The organism is Corynebacterium riegelii (genome assembly GCF_001263755.1).
Classification (GTDB): domain Bacteria; phylum Actinomycetota; class Actinomycetes; order Mycobacteriales; family Mycobacteriaceae; genus Corynebacterium; species Corynebacterium riegelii.
This window is the reverse complement of sequence record NZ_CP012342.1, coordinates 281,412-303,246: the sequence shown is the minus strand read 5'-3', so window position 1 is coordinate 303,246 and position 21,835 is coordinate 281,412. Positions and strand designations below refer to the sequence as shown.

Genomic DNA, 21,835 nt, shown 5'->3' with positions numbered 1-21,835 from the left:
TTTCGTACCTTGCGTCAACGTATGTCGTCGCAATGTCTCGGTTAGATTACGAAACGGCAACGACAATGTCCACCCACCGCGCCGTTACAGATTCGTTATTTGTGAAAATTGCCCCAATTCGGGGGCGTCCGTCTTGGAAAGTCGGCGAAACCATCACCTATTTCGAGCATCACGAAAGGTCCGTGACCTGCATGTTTTGGAAGCGGGCGCGTGAGTAGACAGGTACCGGGATGTGAGTTGTCTGACCGTTCGAAGCTCAGATGTGAATTGCGCTACGTAACCGGTTTGTTACATAACAAAACCCCCTCCCTTGGGAGGGGGTTTCACGCGTAAGCGACCGCAGGCTTAAGCGTTAGTCACGCGGGGTGGCGTCACGATCAGCGAGGTGTTTGGTCTCCTCAAGCTGACGCAGCGTCTCAACCTCTTCGTGGTGGTATTCGGCAGCCTTCTCGCGGACCTTCTCGGTGACACCGATCGGAGCCGGCTTGAACTTACCGATGGTCTCGGAGTCAGCGAAGCCAAGCTGGTTGAGCTGCTTCGGCACACGTGCACCGCCGTACTCAAGCGGAATCGGGTGGCCGTGCTCATCAACCGGGCCGAGCGGCTGGTGGATCTCAACGAAGGCACCGTTCGGCAGCTTCTTGATGATACCGGTCTCAATACCGTGCTCCAGAACCTCACGGTCGGAGCGCTGCAGACCAACACAGATGCGGTAGGTGATCCAGTAGGCAATCGGCGGCAGAATAATCAGGCCGATGCGACCGAACCAGGTCATCGCGTTCAGGGAGATCTGGAAGAAGTGGGCAACGTGGTCGTTACCACCGGAGATAGTCAGGATCATGAAGAAGACGATGCCCATGACACCCAGGCCGGTACGTGCCGGAACGTCGCGCGGACGCTGCAGCAGGTTGTGGTGCGCGTCGTCACCAGTGACCTTCTTCTCAATGAACGGGTATGCAATCAGCAGACCAACCATCACACCACACATTAGGGCAACCCAGAAGGCACCAGGGATGGTGTAGTTACCGATGTAGAGCTCCCATGCCGGCATGACACGAGCAGCACCGTCAGTCCACAGCATGTACACGTCAGGCTGGGAACCAGCGGACACCTGCGACGGGTTGTACGGGCCGATGTTCCAGATGCCGTTAATGGTGGTCAGACCAGCCATTGCAGCGAGCACTGCGAAGACGATCATCATGAAGCCAATTGCCTTGACGGCGAAGACCGGCATGATGCGGATACCCACAACGTTGTTCTCCGTGCGGCCAGGGCCCGGGAACTGCGTGTGCTTCTGGAACCAGACGAGCAGCAGGTGAGCTGCGATCAGAGCCAGGATCAGGCCCGGCAGGATCAGCACGTGCAGGATGTAGAAGCGGTCCAGCATCAGGTCGGACGGGAAGTCACCACCGAAGATGGCCCAGTGGGTCCAGGTACCAATGATCGGCACGGACAGGATGATCGCGGACATAATGCGCAGGCCCACACCGGAGAGCAGGTCGTCCGGCAGGGAGTAGCCCATGAAGCCTTCGATCATGCCGAGCAGGATCAGGGTGACACCGATGAGCCAGTTAGCCTCACGCGGGCGACGGAACGCGCCGGTGAAGAAGATGCGCATCATGTGGGCGAACATCGACATCATGAACATCAGTGCAGCCCAGTGGTGCATCTGGCGGACAAACAGGCCGCCGCGCACGTCAAAGGAAATATCAAGTGCCGTTGCGTAGGCGCGAGACATCTCGACACCGTTGAGCGGCAGGTACGCACCGTCATAAATGACCTTGGTAATGGACGGGTCAAAGAACAGTGCCAGGTAAATACCAGTCAGCAGAAGGATGATGAAGCTGTACAGCGCCATCTCACCGAGCATGAAGGACCAGTGGCTCGGGAACACCTTGTTGAGCTGAGCGCGGAGGAAGCCAGCGCCGGAGAGGCGCGAATCAGCGTTGTCCGCGGCTTTAGCGAGTTTTGTAGTCATTAGGACTTACGCTCCCAGAATGCCGGGCCAACGGGCTCGATGAAGTTGCCGTTGGCGATGAGGTAACCTTCTTCGTCAATTGTCACAGGCAGCTGCGGCAGCGCACGAGCAGCCGGGCCGAAGATCGGCTTAGCGTACTGCAGCGCGTCGAACTGCGACTGGTGACACGGGCAAAGGATGCGGTTCGTCTGCGCCTCGTACAGCGAGGTCGGGCAGCCGATGTGGGTGCAGATCTTCGAGTAGGCGTAGTAATCGCCGTAGTGGAAGTCTTCCTGCCCCTCACGCTCCACAACCTTCTTCGCATCTGCGGAACGCAGGCGAATCAGCATGACCGCGTTACGCGGACCGTGGATGGAGTGCATGTGGTTTTCGTACACATCGCGCTCCGGGTTGTACTGCGCACCGTCGTTCACATCTTCCTCGTACAGCGGGAAGACGGTCTCCATAGCTGCAGCAGCCAGGTCCTCCGGGCGCATACGCACCAGGCGGGAAACGCCGGCAGTGGTGAAGTGCTCCCCTGCCACGCCGGAGTGCTTTTCAGCAATCGCACCGGTGTCGCGGCCCAGGTAGATCTTCACGCCCTGCTCGTGCAGGGTCCAGCCGTGCGTCCACAGGGTGCCGTCACCGTGGTAGCCAAGAGCGTGACGCTCACGCCACGGGTTCTTGATCATGCCACCCATCGGGGCGATAACCACGAGGCCGGCCAGAACACCAGCGGTGCCAAGCAGGCCCTTGATGGCCTTGCGACGACCCAAGGTGGAGGTCTCCCACGCATCGTTCAGCAGAGCGGTGGTCGTGCGGCGGTCCAGCTCAGAGGAGCGGCCGTCATGGCGACGCTGTACCGAAATCTCTTCCGGAATGAACTTCTTGACGTACTGGATGATGGCGAAGCCAAGCGCAGCAAACGTCAAACCTGCAGTCAGACCCAGCAGCGGGGTGTACAGGGTGAACGTCAACAGACCTTCATCACCGTGGAACTTCGGCTCCCACGGCCAGAACAGGTACACACCCAAGAACGCAATTGCCGAGAGTACGGAGACAACCAACCATGCGGTGATGCCGGCAGCTGCCGACTTCTCGCGCGGGTCGCCCTCTACCGGGTAACGCTCCTTGCGGTAGGCCACCGTAACGTCATCGAGCTCGGTACCCAGAGCAGCGAGCTCGGCATTGCTCATGCGGTCGAGCTCTTCAGTCGTGTAGTTCTTCTTCACATCACTCATGAGCGAGATCCAATCCAAATAGCACCGGCAGCCACGAGGGTCACGCCGATAATCCACATCGCCATACCTTCAGACACTGGGCCTAAGCCACCGAGGCCGTAGCCACCCGGGCTCGGAGTCTCCTTGGAGGACTTGATGAAGGCAATGATGTCCTTCTTCTCATCAGCGCTGAGCTGACGATCAGAGAACTTCGGCATGTTCTGCGGGCCAGTCAGCATCGCCTGGTAGATCTCCTGCTCATTCGCAGGATCCAGGACCGGTGCGTACTTACCGGAGGACAGTGCGCCGCCACGGCCGGTGAAGCTGTGGCAGGAAGCGCAGTTCAGGCGGAACAGCTCGCCACCACGGGCGACGTCCTCTGCCTTCATCTGTCCATCAAAATTCTTGCCACGGAGCTCCTCCATGGCGAGCGTGCCGTCCGGGTTGTACACCAGCTCCGGGCCGCCACCGTTGGCAGCAACGTATGCAGCCAAAGCGAGTGCCTGGGACTCGGTGTAGCGCGGACGCTTGCGCTCCGCCTGCGCGTCGTTAGACATCATCGGCATACGGCCAGAGTTGACCTGGAAGTACACGGCGCCTTCGCCGGTACCAATCAGGGACGGACCGCGGCCCTCAACGCCCTGCAGGTTCGCGCCGTGGCAGGTAATACAGGCCACGTCGTAGAGATCCTTGCCCTCTTGAATCATTGCCTGCTCATCACGCTGGGCAGTTGCAACCTGCGCGTTCGGCGCAAGCGCGGATGCAAGGAAACCCGCGCCGGTCAAACCCAACGTAAGCGCTGCAGCACCAGCGACGGTGCGCTGCGTCTTGCGACGGCTACGCGTCTTCTTAGGTGTGTTTTCCATCTTGTTCCCTTAAAAGAAATGCTTTGAGAAGTACGTCAGTTCGCCTGACTACTGGACCAGGTACAGCGTGATGAACACGCCAACCCAGATCACGTCAACGAAGTGCCAGTAGTAGGACGTTGCCATTGCGGCGGTTGCCTGTGCAGGGGTGAACTTAGACTTCGAAACGCGCATCATCACAACGATGAAGGCGAGGATGCCTGCCGTCACGTGAGCCATGTGGAAGCCGGTGATGATGTAAATCATCGAGCCATACACACTGGACTGAATGGTCACACCCGCGTGAATCATCTCCGTCCACTCAATACCGACGAGGACGAGGAACACGAAGCCGAGCGCGATGGTGACGCCGAACCACTTGCGCAGCCCGAATACGTCACCCCTTTCAGCAGCGAAGACACCCAGCTGAGACGTCACCGACGAGGTCAGCAGAACGACGGTAATAATTCCGCCGAACGCCACGTTCAGGTGCGCCGTCTGGTTGCCCCAATCGCCAGCCGTCAAGCCGTTAGCTCGAGACACGAAGTACATCGCGAACAGGCCAGCGAAGAACATTAATTCTTGGGCGAGGAACGCAATCGTGCCGACGCTGACCATATTGGGACGGTTCAGCGCTGCGACGCGATCATGCGGTGTCGCCATACCTTGGTTAGAAATTGCGGTCGTCACGCATGTGATTATCCCCTGAAAGAGCCGTAAAGTCACCTCGATTACCCCCGAAATTTTTCTGAACGTAGGACCACAACCTGCTCTTTTTGGTCATAAAGGTGTTGCAGAAAAAGTTTTTTCAAAAGTCGGGAACTATTTAGCCCCGATATCCGACTGTTATCCATGCAGGTCATCCGCAAAGGCCGAGAAAATCAGGCCGAAATGGACGCATGTTGCCCCTCTCCGGGGCGTGCCCAACACCGCGTTTGATACTTACGGAATAGTTCCCAATTGTGTTTAACGTCACACCATCTGCTCCCCCACCTTTAAGGGTCCACCTTTCGGATGACCCCCGTATTTCACAGACAAAGCAAAACCCCGCCGGCTCCGAAGTGCTATCGGAGCGGGCGGGGTATTCCCAGTCGGTGAAGGCTATGCCGACATTAGTGCTTCTCGCGCGGAATGCCGTACTGCAGGTTCAGCTGGGTGGTAGCCCAGATCAGGAACACTGCACCGAAGGCGATCAGCCACAACTGGTAGAAGGCGATGCCCAGGCCCAGGAAGAAGATCGCACCAGCCATGGCGAGCGGCCAGATGGAGCTCGGAGAGAAGAAGCCCAGCACGCCAGCGCCGTCCTCAATCTCAGCCTCTTCCCAGTCCTCCGGGACGATGTCCATGCGACGCTCAGTGAAGTCGAGGTACACCGCAAGCATGAAGCACAGTGCGGTAGCCAGTACCAGTGCGACAGAACCAACCCACTCGGTGCCGAACAGCCACGCGTCCTCACCAATCCAGGCAGTGGAAATGATGTAGAACACCGCCATCAGGGCCAAGAAGGTGCCGATTGCGTAGAAAACTCTTGCGCCAGTTCCCATTTTTTACACCTCTCTCTTAAACGTTCGCGTTCGGGTCTTGGTAGTTGATGCCGTCGCGGGAACCGGTACGGTCACTCACAAACGGGCGGGTGGAGGTTGCGTACGGTGCCTCACCGATAGCGCGCAGCGCATCAGAGTTCGGTGCCTGCGGGTTAGCAGTACGGAATGCAACGTAGTCGCGGAACTTCTCCGGGCTCACAGCGCGAACCTCGAAGTTCATCATTGCGTGGTAGGTACCGCACATCTCAGCACAGCGGCCAACGAATGCGCCCTCGCGGTCGATCTGCTCGATCTGGAAAGCACGCTGCTGCTGGTTGGACTCCGGGTGAGCGTAAGCGTCACGCTTGAACAGGAACTCCGGTACCCAGAACGCGTGGTTCACATCGCCAGAAGCGAGGCGGAACTCAATCGCGGTCTCCGTCGGCAGAACGAGAACCGGAACTTCCTCGGTGGAACCGATGGTCTCGATCTCATTGAAGTTCAGGTAGGAGATATCACCCGTGGAGGTGCCGTGAATCGGGTTCGCGTTGCGGGTGCCCTCCGGGTCAAACTTCGTTGCATCTGCGAGCGCCTGACGCTCCTCATCAACACCGTCGTACGCCTGGCCGTCTGCGGTGAACTCACCGTCAATGGCTGCGTAGCCAAACTTCCAGTTCCACTGGTAGCCGGTGACGTCAACCGTAACCTTGGGATCCTTGTTCAACGCCGTAGCATGCGTCTGCGACTGCACGGTGAAGAAGAACAGCACCATGACGATGATGATCGGCACGATGGTGAGAATCAGCTCAAGCGGAACGTTGTACTGCAGCTGCTTCGGGAACTCCGGAGCACCCTGCTTCTCACGCTTCTTGTTGTTCCAAGCAAAAATCGCGGTGAGGAACAGACCCCACATGATGATGCCGATGATCCAAGCGGCAACCCAGGTCCATACCCAGAAGTTGTACATCTGAGCACCCTCAGGGGTAACCGGGTCCGGCCAGCCCATGTCCATGAGTCGATTGACCGCGTCCGGCGCTGCTACGTCACAGCCAGTGAGCGTCAGCCCACCGAGCAGGAGCGAAGCCGCGATGCCAGCCTTCTTGGCAAAGCTGCGGTTCGTGTGCTTTTCCACGTGTGTTTGCCTTCCTGTCCACACTTCATGTTCATGCTCTGGCCGCTTCGTTCACGGTTCTTCGCAGCTTTCGCGAAAAAGTGCACGAAACTGCCAGAACATTCCTACCCAGTCAGAATAGTTCAAATGAATTCCGGTGTTGGAATTCCAAGCGCTTCACTTCGCTTCCTCGCTCGGGGGTGGCCCGTCAACCGGAGAAACCCCCGCTTGTTGGGGTGCGTGCTGGGCTTTTGGCGTGGCGTCGATAAGCAAAAGCTCTTCCTTCGTCCAAAAGTTGGCCCCCTTTCGGGGCACGGCAAAAGATGGACCGGCGCGGTTGCCGGATGTTGGGTGCTCGTCTCTATTGTGGAGGGAAGCAACACGCGCACCTTACATATAGGAGAGGTTTCCAAATTATGTGCGGTCTTCTAGCAATGCTCACGGCCAACGGCGCAGGCGCCTCCTTTGTTGAGCCTGTTGAGCGGGCGCTTCCCTGCATGTACCACCGCGGCCCTGACGCCGCCGGCACGTGGAACGACGCGGACGCGGTTTTCGGTTTCAACCGCCTCGCCATCATTGACATCGAGCATTCCCACCAGCCACTGCGGTGGGGACCTGAGAACAACCCGCAGCGTTACGCCCTGACGTTTAATGGTGAGATCTACAACTACATCGAACTGCGCGAAGAGCTGCAGAAAGAGGGCTTCAGCTTTGCGACGGAAGGCGACGGCGAACCCATCGTTGTTGGCTTCCACCACTGGGGCGAGAAGGTAGTCGAGCACCTGCGCGGCATGTTCGCCTTTGTTATTTGGGACACGGAGACAAAGACGATGTTCGCCGCCCGCGACCAGTTCGGCATCAAGCCGCTGTACTACGCAACAACCGAGGCGGGCACCGTTTTTGCTTCTGAGAAGAAGTCCATCCTGGAGATGGCGCCTGAGCTGGGCCTGTCGCTGGATCTGGATCGCCGCGCGATCGAACATTACGTGGATCTGCAGTACGTTCCGGAACCGGAGAGTTTGCACGCGGGGATCCGTCGCGTGGAGTCCGGCTGCACGGTGACGCTGACCCCGGGTGGCACGGTGAAGTCCAAGCGATACTTCAAGCCCCACTTCTCTCCCACTCCCGTGGTGAAGGGCAAGGAGCAGGACCTCTACGACCGTATCGCTGCTGCGCTTGAAGATTCTGTGGCGAAGCACATGCGCGCTGACGTCACCGTGGGTTCTTTCCTCTCCGGCGGCATTGACTCCACAGCGATTGCCGCGCTGGCCAAGCGCCACAACCCGGACCTGTTGACGTTTACCACCGGCTTTGAGCGCGAGGGATACTCCGAGGTGGACGTTGCCGCCGAATCTGCTGCTGCGATCGGCGTGGAGCACATTGTCAAGATTGTCTCGCCCGAGGAATACGCCGACGCGATTCCGAAGATCATGTGGTACCTGGATGATCCTGTGGCTGACCCCTCGCTGGTGCCGCTGTTCTTCGTGGCCCAAGAGGCACGCAAGCATGTCAAGGTAGTGCTCTCCGGCGAGGGAGCGGACGAACTGTTTGGCGGCTACACCATTTATAAGGAGCCGCTGTCGCTTGCGCCGTTTGAGAAGCTGCCGACTGCGTTGAACCGTGGGCTGAACCGGCTTTCGCGCGTTTTGCCGGATGGAGTCAAGGGCAAGAGCTTGCTTGAGCGCGGCACGACCCCGATGGAAGAGCGGTACTACGGCAACGCTCGCTCCTTTAACTTCGAGCAGCTCCAGCGCGTGCTGCCGTGGGCGAAGCGCGAGTGGGACCACCGCGAGGTCACCGCACCGATCTACGCCACCTCCACCGAGATGGATCCGGTTGCACGCATGCAGAACCTCGATCTGTTCACCTGGATGCGTGGCGATATCTTAGTCAAGGCGGACAAGATGAACATGGCGAACTCGCTGGAGCTGCGCGTGCCGTTCCTGGATAAGGAGGTCTTTGAGGTCGCGCAGACGATTCCGTACGACCAGAAGATCGCGCACGGCACCACCAAGTACGCGTTGCGTAAGGCGATGGAGCAGATCGTTCCGCCGCATGTTCTCCACCGCAAGAAGCTGGGCTTCCCTGTTCCGATGCGCCACTGGCTGGCCGGCGATGAGCTCTTTGGTTGGGCCCAAGACACCATCCGCGAGTCCCAGACCGACGACATCTTTGCCAAGGATCAGGTCCTGGAGATGCTCAAGGAGCACCGTGATGGTGTTTCCGATCATTCGCGTCGCTTGTGGACGGTCCTTGCGTTCATGATCTGGCACGGCATCTTTGTTGAAGACCGCCTTGACCCGCAGATTGAGCAGAAGGATTACCCCGTCAAGCTCTAAGCTGGGGCGCCATGAGCGTCGTTGAGATCATTTCGTCCCGTGAGGTGCCACTCGGTGGCCCGCGCGCGATGACGGTGCACCGGACTATTCCGCACAGGCAGCGCCCCATGATTGGGGCCTGGTGTTTCGTCGACCATTTCGGTCCCGATGACGTGGCACGCACCGGCGGGATGGACGTTGCCCCGTTTGAGGAGGAAATCCTCATGTGGTGGAACTTTGTCGCCCGCGACTTTAGCGAGATCAAGCAGGCGCGCACGCAATGGCAGGCACAAGCCGGAGGCGACGGTGAGCGTTTCGGGCAGGTCGACGGCTACGTTGGCCACGGCGGGCCAGGGAAAAACCCTGATGGGATGAGCTGGCTGCCGGCCCCAGAGCTTCCCAACGCCACGCTAAAGCCGCGGCGCAACCCGGGGCCGATAGCCCGGGCTGCTATTTAGCTGCTGCCGTTAGCCCTCGGCGAGCATCTCGCGCACCATGGGCACAACCTTGGTTCCGTAGAGCTCCACGGAACGCATGCGCGCTGCGTGCGGGATCTGGCCAACAGTGGAATAGACCATGTCGTAGCGTCCCAGGTCCAGCGTGCGAACCGTGTCTGCGATCTTCCTAGCCACCGTCTCCGGCGAGCCAACGGTGAGCGCACCGTGGTTGATCTCCGACTCAAACCTGCCGCGGGTCAGTCGCGGCCACCCGCGCGTAATGCCGATGCGGTGCTGGGCGGCGGCGTACTCCTCAAAGATGAGGTCCTTGGCTTCCTCATCAGTGTCAGCAACAAAGCCCGGCGAGTGCACGCCCACTGGGTGCGCGGTGGTGCCGAATTGCTCGGTTGCCTGCTTGTACAGGTCAATAAACGGCTTGAAGCGCACCGGCGCCCCGCCAATAATTGCCAACATGAGGCCAAAGCCGTAGCGGGCAGTGCGCACCACAGACTCCGGCGAGCCACCCACGCCGACCCAGGTGGTCAGGCCATTTTCGGTCTTCGGGAACACATCGGCGTTGTCCAGTGCCGGACGAGTCTCACCCGACCAGGTCACCGGCTCCTCTTTGACCAACTCCGCCCACAGGTTGATCTTTTCCTCAAACAGACGGTTGTAGTCCTCCAGCTTGTAACCGAACAGTGGAAAAGACTCCGTAAAGGACCCGCGGCCAAGGATGATCTCCGCACGGCCGTTAGACAACGCGTCCAACGTAGCGAACTGCTCAAACACCCGAACCGGGTCGTCGGAAGACAGCACCGTCACCCCTGACGCCAGCTTCAGGTGCTTCGTTGCGGTAGCAATACCGGCCAGCATGGTCGGCGGCGAGGAAATCGCGTAATCCGGCCGGTGGTGTTCGCCAACCGTGAAGGCGTCGACGCCGATGCTGTCTGCCAGCACGGCCTCCTCCAGCGTTGCGCGGATTGCTTCTGCGTGCGTGAACAGGGTGCCGTCTTCATGGCGCGGCAGGTCGCCGAAGGTATCTAGGCCAAATTGAATAGCTGCTGGGTCCAGCGTGGTCATGTGCACTCCCTTTATTACGTGACGTGTCAACTACATTAACCGATTGGGTGTGGGAATATTCCCGGCGTTGGGGATGCGTCAATAAGCAAGAGCCCTGCCCTACTAGCAGATAAAAATTTTCGGCCCCTATTTCCGCAGGTCAGATGTCAATACCTTCAGCTGGAAACGCGTTATCTGCTAGGAGCAGCGCGGTGCAATCGCCGAAAGCACGCGATAATTGGCAAGCATGAAGCGAACCCTTGGCATCAGCATCATGGCAACGGTGGCACTTTTCGCTTCGGCCTGCGGGTCGGGCGAGGAAGCTACCCAAACGGAAACCAATACTGAGACGACAAGCACCGCCGAGCGCGGTGGCACATCCACCATCACCTTCGCCCTGCCCGACGGGGTGAGTGAGGTTGCGGACTATTCGCCTACGGACGGCTGGACGAAGTCCTACACCGACAACCCGGAGAACCCAACGATTGTCATTCGTGTCAGCGATGACTTGGGCCGAACCCCTGACGCGGATTCAACGGTTGGTGTGCTGCGTGGTGAGGCCATGCTCAATGGCGCTTACGGCCCCGACTGGTCCCCGGGCGAGGTGGAGAAGCTGGAAGTGGATAACGCTGACATTGGGATTGAATACTCGTTCAGCACGAAGCAGGAAGACGCTGACATCACCGGCACTTGGTTCCTGCTGTCTCATGACGAAAGCGAGAAGGTCGCAGGCGTTGAGGTCATTGGTACGGATGTCTCCCCCGCCCTGGTCTCGCAGATCCGCGACTCGCTCGAATACACCCCGTAAGAACCCCACAAATACATTCCGCCGCGCGGAAACCTCACCCAAGCCCATCAAAGGCTTAAAGGGAAGTTTTCCGCGCGGCGGAATGCGTAAGAAAGCTAACAGCGCTTAGTTAAAGCTGTCGCCGCAAGCGCAGGCGGAGCCAGCGTTCGGGTTATCAATGGTGAAACCCTGCTGCTCAATGGTGTCAGCAAAGTCGATGGTTGCGCCGGTCAGGTACGGCACGCTCATCTTGTCCACCACGAGACGGACACCGCCAACCTCGTCGATCTTGTCACCGTCAAGCTCACGGTCATCAAAGTAAAGCTGGTAGCGCAAGCCTGCGCAGCCACCCGGCTGCACGGCAATACGCAGGGAAAGGTCGGTGCGACCTTCCTGGTCTAGCAGCGCCTTTGCCTTTGCGGCAGCTGCCTCGGTCAGGGTTACGCCTGTTGCGGAAGTAGGTGCAGTCATTGTTTTCTCCTCACGTTCTTGGTGGAGTTTGCGCCCAGCGTACTCCAACTACGCCTTGCAACGTCACGCACACCCTACCTATTCCTGCATCCCGCCTTTGGACTATGGGGGTGGCCTTGTAGCCTAGGACTCGTGAAACTTCCCTGGCAGAAATCTGAAACGGCAGCAGATGCCGAAACGTTGAGCACCGACACCTCCGCAGAAACCGCCGCGGCGGCTGAGCCTGAACCGCAGTACCCGAAGGGCTACACCCCGCCGAAGGGTAAGCCGACGCCGAAGCGTCATGACCAGGAGGTCAAGCGCGGCGTGGTGCGCGATCCGAATGCGGCGACGCCGGCGCAGCAGGCGCAGCGTCGTAAAGAGTTAAAGCAGTCCATGAGCAAGGAAGAGTGGAAGGCGTACAAGCAGCAGGAGCGCGAGGAGCGCCGCAAGGCATCGCGCGAGATGCAGCAGCGCATTGACGCAGGTGATGATCGCTACCTGATGGAGCGTGACCGCGGTGAGGTCCGCCGCTACGTGCGCGACTGGGTGGATTCGCGCCGCCTGTTTAATAACTACGCCATGCCGTTTGCCATGGTCCTGCTCGCGGTGATGTTTATTGGCACGTTCTTGCCGCGTCTGGCTGCTGCGCTGAGTATTGTGACGTTTGTTTTTGTGGTCACGATCTTCTTGGAGGCGTTCATCGTTGGCAAGCGTGTGAACAGTGATGTTCGCAAGAAGTTCCCGGGCACCACGGACACTGGTTTTGCGCTGGGTATGTATGCGTGGACGCGTGCGTCGCAAATGCGCAGCTGGCGTTCCCCGAAGCCGCAGGTTGCGTTGGGTCAAAAGGTCTAAGCCGTGGCTGTGCAATTCCCGCCAGTTGAGGCGCCGAATGCGTCCCGAAAGCAGACGATTCTGGACAGCCTGCAGGTGTCGGTGCCCGGCCGCTCCCTGGGGCGTTTAGCGCAGATCGGCGCGTGGGTTGCGTCGGTGCAGGGTGCGGATGTTCCGCAGCCGTTTACGCGTGCGCGTGCGGTGGTTGTTGCTGGCAATCATGGGATTGCGCGTCGTGGTGTCTCGGCGTGGGTTGAGGATGCCGCGCAGCAGCAGGTGCAGCAGATCGCTGCAGGTGGCGGGCCGGCTAATGCGGCTGCCAGGCTTGCCGGTGGGAGCATCAGGCTTGTCGACGCTTACGTGAACCACCCCACCCGCCCCATCGACACCGAACCCGCCATGACGCTTCAGGCGTGCACGGAGGCCTTCGAGCACGGCATTGCTATTGCTGACCAGGAGATTGATGCCGGCGCGGACCTGATCATCCCGGGTGATTGCGGGGTTGGAAACACCACGGTGGCCGCCGCGCTGTTCGGGGTATTCACACGCACGGAACCGGTCAAGGCGATCGGCCGGGGTTCCGGAATCAATGATGAGGTGTGGAAGGTCAAAGTCACCGCGATGAGGGACGCAATGTTTCGAGTGCGTTCCTTCCGCGATGATGAAGAGCGCGTGATCGCAGAGATCGGCGGGCCAGATTTCGCCTGCTTGGTGGGGCTGATTGCGCAGGCGGCGGCACGCCGTACCCCCGTGGTTGTTGATGGCGCGTACGCCGCCGTTGCCGCCTACGTGGCTGAGCGCATGGCACCCGGCACGAAGCGCTGGCTGATTGCCAGCCAGCTCACTGCTGAGCCTTGCCACGTGACCTGCCTGGAAGCGCTCGAACTTGAGCCGGTGTTGGCGTTGGACTGCACCGTCGGCCAGGCAGCCGGCGGGTTGGCGGCGTTGCCAACAATCAACCTCGCCGCCGAGCTAGTCGCTGACGCCCTGGCGGACGCCACCTAACCCGGGTTTAAACCGGGCCTAACCCCGGTTTAAACCAGGCGGTAGTTCCAGCCGTGGGTGTCTTCCACGGTGCCGTTTTGGATACCGCGCAGGCGCTCACGCAGCTGCAAGGTGATTGGGCCTGCCTCGTTGTTGTTAATGGTGAACTCACCATCGGCAGACAGCACGCGGCCCACGGGCGTGATCACGGCGGCGGTACCGCAAGCCAGCGTCTCGGTGATCTGGCCGGACTCGGCGCCGTTGCGCCAGTCGTCGACAGTAATCTTGCGCTCTTCCGGCGCATAGCCCAAGTCCTCCGCAACCTGCAGCAGGGACTTGCGGGTAATGCCTGCCAAAAGGGAGCCCGACAGCGCAGGCGTAATCAGCTTGGCGTTATCGCCGGAGCCTTCGACGAACATGAGGTTCATGCCGCCCATTTCCTCGATGTACTTACGCTCGATTGCGTCCAGCCACACAACCTGGTCGCAGCCCTTCTCCTCTGCCTCAGCCTGAGCCAGCAGGGATGCGGCGTAGTTGCCGGCAAACTTTGCGTCACCGGTACCACCAGGTGCTGCGCGGACGTACTCCTTGGAAATCCACACGCTGACCGGCTTGATGCCGCCGGAGAAGTACGCACCGGCAGGTGAGGCAATGAGGTAGAAGGTGTACGAGCTACTCGGCTTAACCCCCAGGGTTTCCTCCGTAGAAATCATGAAGGGGCGCAGATACAGCGCTGCCTCGCCGCCGGCTGCCGGGACCCAGTCCTGGTCCACGGTCACCAGCTGCTTGATCGCTTCGATGAATGTCTCTTCCGGCAGCTCCGGCATGGCCAAGCGGTGTGCGGAGTGCTGGAAACGGGCAGCGTTTTGCTCCGGGCGGAACGTGGTGATGGAGCCATCTTCATGGCGGTATGCCTTCAGGCCCTCGAAGATGGCTTGACCGTAGTGCAGCACGCTGGTTGCCGGGTCCAGAGAAATTGGGCCGTAGGGGCGCACGCGTGCGTCGTGCCAGCCGTCCTCTTCCGTCCACTCGATGGAAACCATGTGGTCAGTGAACGTTTTGCCGAAGGCTGGGTTTTCCAGGATCGCCTGACGCTCGGCGTCGCTCACGGGATTGTCGGTTTTGGTAATGCTGAATTCGATCGAAGACATGACCTAACCTTACTCCTATGAAGTTGAACAATTTCAGCGCCCGCGGCACGACCGTGGCGCTTCGCACTGCTGACACTGCCCCTACTACTGCTGCACGCATCGTCCCTATTGCCAAAGGCGATGATGGCCTTGAGCTTCCGGTGACGTCTCTTGCACCGGAAGGCTTGCTCGACGCACTGTCCTCTCTCGGCGCCAAGGGTGGCGCTGGCGAGACGCTTCGCCTGCTTATCGACGGCACCGTGTACCTCACCACCGGCCTCGGCAACGCCGACGACATCGATGATGAGGCGGTACGCCGCGCCTACGGTGTCGCAGCCCGCGCGCTTGGCGATATCAAGGAAGCCGCCGCATCCTGTGAGTTTGGCACCCAGGCCGTGGTTGAGGGCCTGCTTCTGGGCAGCTACAAGTACGCAGGCTTCAAGTCTGAGAACGACAACTCCCCTGCCATCGTGACTGTGGTTGGCGCTGACCAGGATGAGTTTGACCGCGCGGTTGCCGTGGCCGATTCCGTGAACTTCTCCCGTGACCTGGTCAACACCCCGGCCGCGTTCCTCTACCCGGAGGCCTACGCCGGCATTGTCAAGGACCTCGCCGAAGAGTGGAAGGACGAGGTTGACCTGACAGTTGAGGTCATCTCGGGCGACCAGTTGGCCCAGCAGGGCTTCGGCGGCATCGTGGCAGTTGGCAAGGGTTCCAAGAACGGCCCGCAGCTGGTACACGTGTCTTACGACGGTGGCGGCGACAAGCACATCGCCCTGGTTGGCAAGGGCATCACGTTTGATACCGGCGGTATCTCCCTGAAGCCTTCCGCGAATATGGAAGACATGATTTCGGACATGGGCGGTTCGGCCGCGCAGTTGGGTGCGATCGTTGCCGCAGCAAAGCTGAAGCTGCCTGTGCGAGTCGATGCGTGGCTGCCGATGGCTGAGAACATGCCGTCCGGCAACGCAACCCGCCCGGGCGATGTGATCACCCACTACGGTGGCAAGACCTCCGAGGTGCTCAACACCGACGCTGAGGGCCGCCTCGTGCTTGCCGACGCTATTGCGCGCGCATGCGAGGACAACCCGAACTATCTGATTGAGGCCGCAACCCTGACCGGCGCACAGCTTGTCGCACTCGGCGCACGCACCACCGCCGTGATCGGTTCCGACGAGTTCCGCGACACCGTCGCCGAAATTGGCCGCGGCGTCGGCGAGCCGGCTTGGGCAATGCCGCTGCTTGAAGAGCAGGAAGAGGAACTGAAGTCCCCTGTGGCTGACATGCGCAATGTACACAACAAGCGCACCGGCGGCACCAGCTTCGCAGGCCTCTACCTGTCCAAGTTCGTGCCGGAGGACGTTGAGTGGGTACACCTGGACATCGCTGGCCCGGCATGGAACGGCGGCTCCCCCTACGGCTACGTGCCTGCACGCGCAACCGGCGCGCCGGTACGCACCATCGTGGAGACGATCAGCCGCATTGCTGCTGACCAGGTCTAGTCTCTGGGTCTAGCTGTAAGGATTCTCGCCGCGCTCAAACTTAGCGCGGCGTTCCTTTTGCTCCGCACGCTTGCGCAAAATGCGCTCCTGCTCGATTTTCTTGCGCATGCGGTCGGGGTAGCCGGTCTCCTCAACGTCGTAAAGCGAGATGCCCAGCATGCGGGCAACCTCATCAATGCCTTTCGGCCCACCGATGCGGCGGCGGGTGTAGTTGCCCTTTTCATCCACCAACACCACGGACATTTCATTAACCATGGTTTCCGGCTCAACAAAACCCTCAACAAAGGTGCGCCCTTGGACCCAATCACGCAAATATGCAGCGTCGTCAGGGCGGATCGTCTCCCCCGGAGCACGGGGTGGGGCGAACTGAGAATGGCGTTTGCCTCTGCCGAAAAGGTTGAACACGTCGAAACATCCTAGTTCAGGGGGTGCAAATAGCAACGCGCCGAGGCGATAGCGGGTAGTCTGTGAGACCGTATAACTTCCACAAAGATTATGAGGAGACGTTGCAACCATGGCGCACTCAGTAGAGATGCCCGAGCTGGGCGAGTCTGTAACCGAAGGCACGATTACGACCTGGCTGAAGGAAGTCGGCGACACCGTCGAGGTAGATGAGCCGTTGCTGGAGGTTTCCACCGACAAGGTTGACACGGAAATCCCCTCCCCCGTCGCCGGCGTGATCCTGGAGATCAAGGCTGAAGAAGACGACACCGTTGAGGTGGGCGACGTGATTGTCATCATCGGCGAGGAGGGTGAAGCAGCTGATGCTTCCTCCGACAAGGCTGAAGAAGCTGAGGCTGAAGCTGAGGAGGCTCCGGCCGAGGAAGCTTCCGAGGAGAAGGAAGAGGCACCGAAGAAGTCTGGCGGTGCTTCCGGTTCCGCAACCGACGTTGCTATGCCGGAGCTGGGCGAGTCCGTGACCGAGGGCACGATTACCACCTGGCTGAAGGAAGTCGGCGACACCGTTGAGGTGGACGAGCCGCTGCTGGAGGTCTCTACCGACAAGGTTGACACCGAGATCCCGTCCCCAGTCGCCGGCACCCTGGTTGAGATCCTGGCGCAGGAGGACGACACCGTTGAGGTGGGCGAGGTCATCGCCCGTATTGGTGACGCGAACGCGGCTGCTGAAGAGCCGGCGGACGAGCCGAAGGAAGAGCCCAGGGCTGAGGAGCCGAAGAAGGAAGAGCCGAAGCAGGAGGAGAAGCCTGCAGCTGCTCCGAAGAAGGCTTCTGGCAAGTCCACCACGGTTGATATGCCGGAGCTGGGCGAGTCTGTCACCGAGGGCACGATTACCACTTGGCTGAAGTCTGTTGGTGACACCGTTGAGGTGGACGAGCCGCTTTTGGAGGTCTCCACCGACAAGGTTGACACCGAGATCCCTTCCCCGGTTGCAGGCACCATCCTGGAGATCCTGGCTGAGGAGGACGACACCGTTGACGTTGGCCAGGCCATCGTGGTGATTGGTGACGCTGACGCAGCTGCCGAAGAGCCGGCGGACGAGCCGAAGGAAGAGCCGAAGGCTGAGGAGCCGAAGGAAGAGCCGAAGCAGGAGGCACCGAAGCAGGAAGAGAAGCCTGCCGAGGAGCCGAAGAAGGAAGAGAAGCCTGCCGAGGAGCCCAAGGAGTCCGTGAACACCTCCGCCAAGCTGGAGGACCGCGGTGACAAGGTTCCGTACGTCACCCCGCTGGTACGCAAGCTGGCTGAGAAGCACGGCGTTGACCTGAGCACGGTTGAGGGCACCGGTGTTGGCGGCCGTATCCGTAAGCAGGACGTCCTGGCTGCCGCTGAGGGCGGTTCCGCTGCTGATGCTTCGGCTGCTGCAAAGGATGAGCCGAAGGGTGCTCGCGCTAACTGGTCCACCAAGTCCGTGGATCCGGCGAAGCAGGAGCTCATCGGCACCACGCAGAAGGTCAACCGCATCCGCGAAATCACCGCTGCGAAGATGGTCGAATCCCTGCAGACCACCGCACAGCTCACCCACGTCCAGGAAGTGGACGTCACCCGCGTTGCGGAGCTGCGTAAGAAGGTCAAGCCGGCATTCGTTGAAAAGCATGGTGCCAACATCACCTACCTGGCGTTCTTTGTGAAGGCCACGGCAGAGGCACTGGTCTCCCACCCGAACGTGAACGCGTCCTTCAACGCGGACACCAAGGAGATCACCTACCACGAGGACGTCAACATCGGCATCGCTGTGGACACCCCGCAGGGCCTGCTGGTTCCGGTGATTAAGAAGGCACAGGACCTCAACCTGGCTGAGATTGCCAAGGCAATTGCAGACCTGGCTGAGCGCGCACGCAACAAGAAGCTGCGTCCGGACGACCTGTCTGGCGCTACCTTCACGGTGACCAACATTGGCTCCGAGGGTGCGCTGCTGGATACCCCGATCCTGACCCCGCCGCAGGCCGGCATCCTGGGCACCGCCGCGATTGAGAAGCGCCCGGTCATTGTGACCGAGGACGGCATTGACTCCATTGCGATCCGCCAGATGTGCTACCTGCCGTTCACCTACGACCACCAGCTGGTTGACGGTGCAGATGCTGGTCGCTTTGTAACCACCATCAAGGACCGCATCGAGGAAGGCGACTTCGAGGCTGACCTGGACATCTAAGTCTTAGTCCAGCCCCTAGATACCTTCTAGAAAGCGCAAGCCCGGTACCGACATTCGGTGCCGGGTTTTCGCATTGCTGCATACTATGCAAAACCGGCCGCACGCTGCACCTACGGGCTTACTGTGAGCTGTCTACAGAGAATGCAAAACCCCGTACCTACCTTGCGTAAATAGCTATGCTGGTGCGTAATTTGTTCGCCTTGGATAAGGAGTTCTCGTTGGACTACATTTCCCGACATATTGGCCCGGACCAGGAAGAGCAGCGCGAGCTGTTGGATGCGCTGGGGTATGACTCGCTTGACGCGTTGATCGCGGCGGCAGTGCCGTCCGGCATCTTGGCTGGCAAGCCGCTGGATCTTCCTGCGGCGCTTTCGGAGTATGAGGCACAGGACCGGCTGCGTGAGCTAGCCGGTAAGAATACCGTGCTTCGTGCTTTCTATGGTCAGGGCTTTTCCTCCACGTTGACCCCGCCGGTGATTCGCCGTGGTGTTGTGGAGGATGCGGGCTGGTATACCGCCTATACCCCGTATCAGGCGGAGATCTCCCAGGGCCGCCTGGAGGCTCTTTTGAACTTCCAGACCATGGTGCAGGACCTGACTGGGTTGGATATTGCGAATGCTTCGCTTTTGGACGAAGCGTCCGCCGCCGCCGAAGCCGTCGGCCTGATGTCTCGCGCTGTGAAGAAGGGCCGCCGGGTGCTGCTGGATTCCCGTCTGCACCCGCAGGTAATCAAGGTGACCACCGAGCGCGCTCGCGCTATTGACCTGGAGGTTGAGGTCACCGATCTAACCCAGGGTGTGGTTGGTGAAGACCTGGTTGGCGCAGTGCTTGCGTACCCGGGCACGGAAGGCGACATTGTTGACCCGCGCCCGGTGATTGAGGCAATCCATGAGCGCGGCGGCTTGGTTGCCGTAGATGCGGACATCTTGGCCCTCACGCTACTGGAGTCTCCAGGTGAGCTGGGCGCTGATATTGCTATTGGCACGACGCAGCGTTTCGGTGTGCCGCTGTTCTACGGTGGCCCGCACGCCGCATACATGGCCGTGAAGGCAAAGTTGCAGCGTCAGCTTCCGGGCCGCCTGGTGGGTGTGTCTAAGGACGCGGAGGGCTACCCGGCGTACCGCTTGGCCTTGCAGACGCGTGAGCAGCACATTCGCCGTGAGCGCGCGACGTCCAACATTTGTACCGCGCAGGCGCTTTTGGCGGTCACTGCTTCGATGTACGCGGTCTACCACGGCCCTGAGGGGCTCAAGGAGATTGCACGCGAGGTGCACCAGCGTGCAGCTGACTTCGCTACCGCACTTGAAAACGGCGGCGTGAAGGTGAAGCACGCGCAGTTCTTTGACACCGTCGCCGTTGAAGTAGACAACGCGCAGGGTGTAGTGGATGCGCTTGCAGAGGCTGGCTACCTGGTTCGCCCGATTGATGCGACCACCGTCGGAGTGTCCTTCGGTGAGGACACCACGGATGCAGACGTTGCAGCCCTTCTAGGTGGCTTTGGGGTGGACTCCCCCGTCACTGATTCCCCGGCGCGCCTGCCGGAGGCGCTTGAGCGCGCAACCGAGTTTCTCACGCACGTGACGTTTAACAGCATCCACTCTGAGACCCAGATGATGCGCTACATCCGCACGCTGGGTGACAAGGACTTGGCGCTGGATCGCACGATGATCCCGCTTGGTTCCTGCACGATGAAGCTCAACCCCACCGCGGGTCTTGAGGCAATCACGTGGCCTGGTTTTGCCAACGTCCACCCGTACACGCCGGATGCGTACACCACGGGTTGGCGTGAGCTGATCGATGAGATTCGTTCCTGGCTGGTGGAGATCACCGGCTACGCAGAGGTCAGCGTGCAGCCGAACTCTGGTGCAACTGGTGAGCTAGCGGGCCTTCTGGCCATCCGCGCCTACCACGTGGCAAACGGTGACACGGAGCGTGACATCTGCCTGATTCCGGCGTCTGCGCACGGTACGAATGCGGCGTCGGCGACGTTGGCGAACCTGCGCGTGGTTGTGGTCAAGACTGCCGAAGACGGCTCTATCGACCTGGCTGATCTGGAAGAGAAACTGGATAAGTACGGCTCCCACGTTGCCGCCATCATGTTGACCTACCCGTCCACACACGGTGTGTACGAGGAGGACGTGCGCGTGGTGTGCGACAAGGTGCACGCGGCCGGCGGTCAGGTCTACATCGACGGCGCGAACATGAACGCGCTGACTGGCATTGCCCGCCCGGGCGATTTTGGTGGCGACGTATCCCACCTGAACCTGCACAAGACCTTCACCATCCCGCACGGTGGTGGCGGCCCGGGTGTTGGCCCGATCGGCGTGGCGGAGCACCTCATTCCGTTCCTGCCGGGCGACCCGACGGATCCAGAAGACACCCGTGGCGTGCCGGTGGCATCCACGCTCTACGGCTCTGCGGGTGTGCTGCCGATTTCCTGGTCCTACATCGCCATGTCTGGTGCGGAGGGACTGCGCAGCGCCACGGCACACGCGGTGCTCAACGCCAACTACATTGCGCGTGAGCTCAATGACAGCTTCCCGGTGCTCTACACCGGCGCCAATGGCTTGGTTGGCCACGAGTGCATCCTGGACCTGCGCGAGCTGACGGACCAGTCTGGCGTGACAGCAGCCGATGTGGCCAAGCGCCTGATTGATTACGGCTTCCACGCCCCCACCTTGGCATTCCCGGTTGCGGGCACGCTGATGGTGGAGCCGACCGAGTCTGAGGACAAGGCTGAGCTGGATCGTTTCATTGCGGCGATGCGCTCCATCCGTGCGGAGATCCAGGAGATTATCGACGGTGCCGTGGAGTACGAGCGCTCTGTCATCCACAACGCGCCGTACACGGCAATCAGCGTGATCCGTGACGTGTGGCCGTACGAGTTCTCACGAGAGCAGGCCGCATACCCGGTGGATACGCTGGCGCGTTCCAAGTACTTCCCGCCGGTGCGCCGCATCGACGAGGCGTTCGGCGACCGTAACCTGCAGTGTGCGTGCCCGCCGCCGGAGGCGTTCGACATTCTGCTGGATATGGAACTGACACCGAATAACGAAGCTTAAGGAGG

The 21,835-nt window shown here is 60.4% G+C and carries 18 protein-coding genes; 8 read left to right on the top strand and 10 right to left on the bottom strand.

Annotated features, from left to right (window positions below; all coding sequences use genetic code 11):
• Positions 1-352: 352 nt before the first annotated feature.
• The 6 genes from qcrB to ctaC all read right to left on the bottom strand — a co-directional run bounded on the left by qcrB (position 353) and on the right by ctaC (position 6,677).
• Positions 353-1,978, bottom strand: coding sequence for a cytochrome bc1 complex cytochrome b subunit (gene qcrB, locus AK829_RS01445; protein WP_052203602.1), 1,626 nt, complete (start codon positions 1,976-1,978; stop codon positions 353-355).
• A complete protein-coding gene (gene qcrA, locus AK829_RS01440; protein WP_052203601.1) occupies positions 1,978-3,198 on the bottom strand; it encodes a cytochrome bc1 complex Rieske iron-sulfur subunit in 1,221 nt (406 codons plus the stop codon). Before qcrA ends, qcrB begins: the two co-directional genes overlap by 1 nt.
• Complete coding sequence (gene qcrC, locus AK829_RS01435) at positions 3,195-4,043, bottom strand: cytochrome bc1 complex diheme cytochrome c subunit (protein ID WP_052203600.1); 849 nt, start codon at positions 4,041-4,043, stop codon at positions 3,195-3,197. Before qcrC ends, qcrA begins: the two co-directional genes overlap by 4 nt.
• Positions 4,044-4,091: 48 nt before the next feature.
• Positions 4,092-4,712, bottom strand: a complete 621-nt coding sequence (gene ctaE, locus AK829_RS01430; RefSeq protein ID WP_180950570.1) for an aa3-type cytochrome oxidase subunit III — start codon at positions 4,710-4,712, stop codon at positions 4,092-4,094.
• Between the two features lie 422 nt (positions 4,713-5,134).
• Positions 5,135-5,566, bottom strand: a complete 432-nt coding sequence (ctaF, locus tag AK829_RS01425; RefSeq protein ID WP_052203599.1) for an aa3-type cytochrome oxidase subunit IV — start codon at positions 5,564-5,566, stop codon at positions 5,135-5,137.
• A 16-nt stretch (positions 5,567-5,582) separates the two neighbouring features.
• On the bottom strand, positions 5,583-6,677 hold the full coding sequence (ctaC, locus tag AK829_RS01420) for an aa3-type cytochrome oxidase subunit II (RefSeq protein WP_052203597.1): 1,095 nt from the start codon (positions 6,675-6,677) through the stop codon (positions 5,583-5,585).
• Between the two features lie 395 nt (positions 6,678-7,072).
• Between ctaC and asnB the strand changes: the two genes are divergently transcribed.
• Positions 7,073-8,995, top strand: coding sequence for an asparagine synthase (glutamine-hydrolyzing) (gene asnB, locus AK829_RS01415; RefSeq protein WP_052203595.1), 1,923 nt, complete (start codon positions 7,073-7,075; stop codon positions 8,993-8,995).
• 11 nt (positions 8,996-9,006) lie between these two features.
• Positions 9,007-9,432, top strand: coding sequence for a pirin-like C-terminal cupin domain-containing protein (locus tag AK829_RS01410; RefSeq protein ID WP_052203593.1), 426 nt, complete (start codon positions 9,007-9,009; stop codon positions 9,430-9,432).
• A gap of 9 nt (positions 9,433-9,441) precedes the next feature.
• On the opposite strand, the gene AK829_RS01405 is transcribed toward AK829_RS01410, so the two are convergent.
• Complete coding sequence (locus AK829_RS01405) at positions 9,442-10,491, bottom strand: LLM class flavin-dependent oxidoreductase (RefSeq protein ID WP_052203591.1); 1,050 nt, start codon at positions 10,489-10,491, stop codon at positions 9,442-9,444.
• Positions 10,492-10,717: 226 nt separating this feature from the next.
• On the opposite strand from AK829_RS01405, the gene AK829_RS01400 reads away from it, so the two are divergent.
• Complete coding sequence (locus AK829_RS01400) at positions 10,718-11,278, top strand: hypothetical protein (protein WP_052203587.1); 561 nt, start codon at positions 10,718-10,720, stop codon at positions 11,276-11,278.
• A 105-nt stretch (positions 11,279-11,383) separates the two neighbouring features.
• On the opposite strand, the gene AK829_RS01395 is transcribed toward AK829_RS01400, so the two are convergent.
• Complete coding sequence (locus tag AK829_RS01395; RefSeq protein ID WP_052203586.1) at positions 11,384-11,728, bottom strand: HesB/IscA family protein; 345 nt, start codon at positions 11,726-11,728, stop codon at positions 11,384-11,386.
• Between the two features lie 132 nt (positions 11,729-11,860).
• On the opposite strand from AK829_RS01395, the gene AK829_RS01390 reads away from it, so the two are divergent.
• Together AK829_RS01390 and AK829_RS01385 are read left to right on the top strand one after the other, a co-directional pair.
• Positions 11,861-12,565, top strand: a complete 705-nt coding sequence (locus AK829_RS01390) for a DUF3043 domain-containing protein (protein ID WP_052203584.1) — start codon at positions 11,861-11,863, stop codon at positions 12,563-12,565.
• Between the two features lie 3 nt (positions 12,566-12,568).
• Positions 12,569-13,549, top strand: a complete 981-nt coding sequence (locus AK829_RS01385; protein WP_052203582.1) for a nicotinate-nucleotide--dimethylbenzimidazole phosphoribosyltransferase — start codon at positions 12,569-12,571, stop codon at positions 13,547-13,549.
• A gap of 29 nt (positions 13,550-13,578) precedes the next feature.
• Here the strand turns inward: AK829_RS01385 and AK829_RS01380 are convergent, their stop codons facing one another.
• Positions 13,579-14,679, bottom strand: coding sequence for a branched-chain amino acid aminotransferase (locus AK829_RS01380; RefSeq protein ID WP_052203580.1), 1,101 nt, complete (start codon positions 14,677-14,679; stop codon positions 13,579-13,581).
• A 17-nt stretch (positions 14,680-14,696) separates the two neighbouring features.
• Here AK829_RS01380 and AK829_RS01375 point away from each other — a divergent pair, with 17 nt between their 5' ends.
• A complete protein-coding gene (locus AK829_RS01375; protein ID WP_052203578.1) occupies positions 14,697-16,160 on the top strand; it encodes a leucyl aminopeptidase in 1,464 nt (487 codons plus the stop codon).
• Positions 16,161-16,169: 9 nt separating this feature from the next.
• On the opposite strand, the gene AK829_RS01370 is transcribed toward AK829_RS01375, so the two are convergent.
• A complete protein-coding gene (locus tag AK829_RS01370; RefSeq protein ID WP_052203575.1) occupies positions 16,170-16,565 on the bottom strand; it encodes a hypothetical protein in 396 nt (131 codons plus the stop codon).
• 109 nt (positions 16,566-16,674) lie between these two features.
• Between AK829_RS01370 and sucB the strand changes: the two genes are divergently transcribed.
• Together sucB and gcvP are read left to right on the top strand one after the other, a co-directional pair.
• On the top strand, positions 16,675-18,768 hold the full coding sequence (gene sucB / locus AK829_RS01365; protein ID WP_052203573.1) for a 2-oxoglutarate dehydrogenase, E2 component, dihydrolipoamide succinyltransferase: 2,094 nt from the start codon (positions 16,675-16,677) through the stop codon (positions 18,766-18,768).
• Positions 18,769-18,944: 176 nt separating this feature from the next.
• Positions 18,945-21,830: an aminomethyl-transferring glycine dehydrogenase gene (gene gcvP, locus AK829_RS01360; RefSeq protein WP_232305761.1), complete on the top strand. Its 2,886-nt coding sequence runs from the start codon at positions 18,945-18,947 to the stop codon at positions 21,828-21,830.
• Positions 21,831-21,835 lie beyond the last annotated feature (5 nt).

Excerpts from the sequence above, each read along its gene's own strand:
- qcrB (WP_052203602.1), bottom strand. The coding sequence starts at position 1,978 with ATGACTACAAAACTCGCTAAAGCCGCGGACAACGCTGATTCGCGCCTC.
- qcrA (WP_052203601.1), bottom strand. The coding sequence starts at position 3,198 with ATGAGTGATGTGAAGAAGAACTACACGACTGAAGAGCTCGACCGCATG.
- qcrC (WP_052203600.1), bottom strand. The coding sequence starts at position 4,043 with ATGGAAAACACACCTAAGAAGACGCGTAGCCGTCGCAAGACGCAGCGC.
- ctaF (WP_052203599.1), bottom strand. The coding sequence starts at position 5,566 with ATGGGAACTGGCGCAAGAGTTTTCTACGCAATCGGCACCTTCTTGGCC.
- asnB (WP_052203595.1), top strand. The coding sequence starts at position 7,073 with ATGTGCGGTCTTCTAGCAATGCTCACGGCCAACGGCGCAGGCGCCTCC.
- AK829_RS01410 (WP_052203593.1), top strand. The coding sequence starts at position 9,007 with ATGAGCGTCGTTGAGATCATTTCGTCCCGTGAGGTGCCACTCGGTGGC.
- AK829_RS01405 (WP_052203591.1), bottom strand. The coding sequence starts at position 10,491 with ATGACCACGCTGGACCCAGCAGCTATTCAATTTGGCCTAGATACCTTC.
- AK829_RS01400 (WP_052203587.1), top strand. The coding sequence starts at position 10,718 with ATGAAGCGAACCCTTGGCATCAGCATCATGGCAACGGTGGCACTTTTC.
- AK829_RS01395 (WP_052203586.1), bottom strand. The coding sequence starts at position 11,728 with ATGACTGCACCTACTTCCGCAACAGGCGTAACCCTGACCGAGGCAGCT.
- AK829_RS01380 (WP_052203580.1), bottom strand. The coding sequence starts at position 14,679 with ATGTCTTCGATCGAATTCAGCATTACCAAAACCGACAATCCCGTGAGC.
- AK829_RS01375 (WP_052203578.1), top strand. The coding sequence starts at position 14,697 with ATGAAGTTGAACAATTTCAGCGCCCGCGGCACGACCGTGGCGCTTCGC.
- sucB (WP_052203573.1), top strand. The coding sequence starts at position 16,675 with ATGGCGCACTCAGTAGAGATGCCCGAGCTGGGCGAGTCTGTAACCGAA.
- gcvP (WP_232305761.1), top strand. The coding sequence starts at position 18,945 with ATGCTGGTGCGTAATTTGTTCGCCTTGGATAAGGAGTTCTCGTTGGAC.